This window comes from Gracilibacillus oryzae, assembly GCF_009498735.1.
Taxonomy (GTDB): Bacteria; Bacillota; Bacilli; order Bacillales; family Amphibacillaceae; genus Gracilibacillus; species Gracilibacillus oryzae.
This window is the reverse complement of the sequence record NZ_ML762470.1, coordinates 1-2,767: the sequence shown is the minus strand read 5'-3', so window position 1 is coordinate 2,767 and position 2,767 is coordinate 1. Positions and strand designations below refer to the sequence as shown.

Below are 2,767 nucleotides of genomic sequence, written 5' to 3'. Positions count from 1 at the left end.
ATTTGTTTATAAGTCCCCTTACTTTAGTGAGATTAAAGCCTTTATCAAAAAGGAATTGAAAGTGACAGAAAGCTAAATTAAAGGGAGCAAGAATTACATAATCAAAATGATTGTCTGTCTTTTTTTTAAAAATTCAATATTTTCTTTTGGAATATTATGTTAGCATGGAGTTACTAAAGAAGAAAGGATCATAGCATCAAAACTCGGGCTGGAGCATGAAATAATGATGTTAAGAGTCATCAACCTATCAAAACACACAAACGCCCAAATAGATTTGATAGGTAAAGCTCATCAACCTATCAAAACTCCCACTCGCCTGAAGAGGTGTGATAGGAAAACCTGCTCAACCTATCAAAACTCCCACTCGCTTGAAGAGATGTGATAGGAAAACCCGCTCAACCTATCAAAACCCTCACTCGCCCAAAGAGATGTGATAGGAAAATCCGTTGTAGGAAATACGGGGAAGGTTCTCGTGCTTCATTCAGAACTGTCCCCAGAGGAAATTTAGACAGTAAATGCAAGAGGCTGAATAAAGATAAATTTATTATGGTTTTCTTAAGGAATTCCCGTCAGAAACCAGACTTCCCACGGGATAGTATGCATCAGAAAACCGAAGGGGAAACTTGACAGCTTTCATATTGACTGCCTTTTTATGATGATATTTTAGATATCCTTTTACATGAATGGGAACCGTCTTTGTATCCATTCATACATAAACAGTAATAGCAAGAATTCAGTTGGGAATGAAACGCTAGATCCGTCCCCATGGTGCACCGCGGGAATGCGTTTCTTCTAATAGCTGGTTAAAGTCATCCATTGTTCCAAATTCACTCATAATCCCTTTATAGTCACTTATGTCATACCCATTATCATCATTTGGAGATTGATAAATCGGACAAATCCATAAAACATCAATACCAAGCACTTTTAAATAATCCAGCTTAGATATGATACCTAGAATATCTCCAATCCCATCTCCATTCGAGTCCATAAAGCTCCATGGGTAAATTTGATAAGCTACCGCTTCTTTCCACCACTGTTTATTCATTTTTAACCCCTTGGTTTATAAACCGTTTTAACTAGCACTTGTTTCTTTAATTACGGATACAGAAAGCGCACCAATGATAAGTAGAATACCTGAGATTAAAATCATTTCAGGCATGGATGATCCAATTGCTGGAAATAAAACAAAACTTAAACAAGAAGCAATGATCTGAGGTAAACAGATACTGCCATTAAATAACCCAAGATAGGTTCCCATTCTTTCCCCTGACAAGGCATTCGTAAGGATAGTAAAAGGAAACGTCATCATTGCTGCCCAAGCTATACCAATTAAGAAAAATGAAACAACCAGCAACCATTGATTTTGAATAAAGAATACGGAGCTAAAACCGATACCTCCGAGTACTAGACTAAGAGCATATGCTGGTTTACGCTTATCATTCGGTACACGAGACAAGACAAGTGACCACAATACTGCAGCGATTGATTGCACAGCTGTTAGCACACCAAACCAATTACCAGCACTTTGATACGCTGTTGTAGTTGGATCAGAGGTATTCCAAACATTGGAAGAAATTGCCCCTGTACCATATGTCCATAAATATTGGAAGCCCATCCAGCAGAAAAACTGCACTAGTGTAATTGTCCAAAATACTTTAGGCGCATTACGAAGCAATTTCAAGAGTCCTGCTTTTTCTTTATTCGACTCTTTGGTAATGCCATGGTATGTAGCGTATTCAGATGGCGAATACTCTTTCACTCTAATTATTGTAAATATACTACATATAATCAGGATAATTGCTCCCGCATAAAAAGAAATAACAACAGATGGTGGTATCACCCCTATAGGAGCACTATTTGCGACACCCATCATTGTTAATATAAAAGGGAAAATACTAGCTAATACAGCACCACTGTTTGATAGAAAACTTTGAATAGAATAGGCAAACCCTTTTTGTTTTTCGTTAACCATGTCACCAACCATCATTTTGAAAGGCTGCATTGCAACATTAGATGAAAGATCCATAAAGAGAATAGCGACTGCACCAAAGGTTAGCGCCATCAAGGAACCAAATCCAAAGCCAAAGCTTCCTGCATTCGGGAGTAGTACCATAACAATTGCTGCTACTATGGCACCAACAATTAAATACGGAATCCGACGGCCGAACCGCGGACTCCATGTCCGATCAGAAAAATATCCCACGAGAGGCTGGACAACTAAACCAGCAAGTGGTGGCAGAATAAAGAAAAATCCTAATCGAGTCGGGTCAGCGCCAAGCGTCTGGAAGATACGACCCATATTGGAACTTTGCAAAGCAAATGCCATTTGCACACCTAAAAAGCCAAAACTAATCATCCATATGGTGCTAATCGGTAAATTTGGAAGTGATTGTTTAGGTATTTGTACGTTTTCGTTTATTGATTTTGCTTCAAGCATAACTGTGACCTCCTGCGATCTATAAAATAGTAGAATCCTTAATATAACTATCCCTAATGCTTTTTAGTGGTAGTAATACTAGTTCTAAACTAGAATGCACCTTTTTACATCATTGTTAATGCAATCGTTTGCGCAAAATGACTAATAAATCCTTTATACGTAAAAACAGGAAACATTCAAATGGTTAGTTTATATTAACTGATATATACTATAGTAGCTAATATTTTGCTATTATATATTATTTAAAATAAATATGCAATCGTTTGCTCAAAATAAAACAAAAGTCGTTTACAAGATGAATCGGAATACTTCAATGAATTTTATTTG

At 37.1% G+C, this 2,767-nt stretch carries 1 protein-coding gene and 1 pseudogene; both read right to left on the bottom strand.

Annotation, left to right across the window (positions count from 1 at the left end):
- Window positions 1–772: 772 nt before the first annotated feature.
- A pseudogene (locus F9U64_RS22455) lies at window positions 773–1,048 on the bottom strand (alpha-amylase family glycosyl hydrolase); the annotation flags it as partial.
- Between the two features lie 27 nt (window positions 1,049–1,075).
- Window positions 1,076–2,440 carry an SLC45 family MFS transporter gene (locus F9U64_RS22450; RefSeq protein WP_153407126.1) on the bottom strand — a complete coding sequence of 455 codons (1,365 nt, stop codon included), beginning with the start codon at window positions 2,438–2,440 and terminating at the stop codon, window positions 1,076–1,078.
- Between the last annotated feature and the right edge of the window lie 327 nt (window positions 2,441–2,767).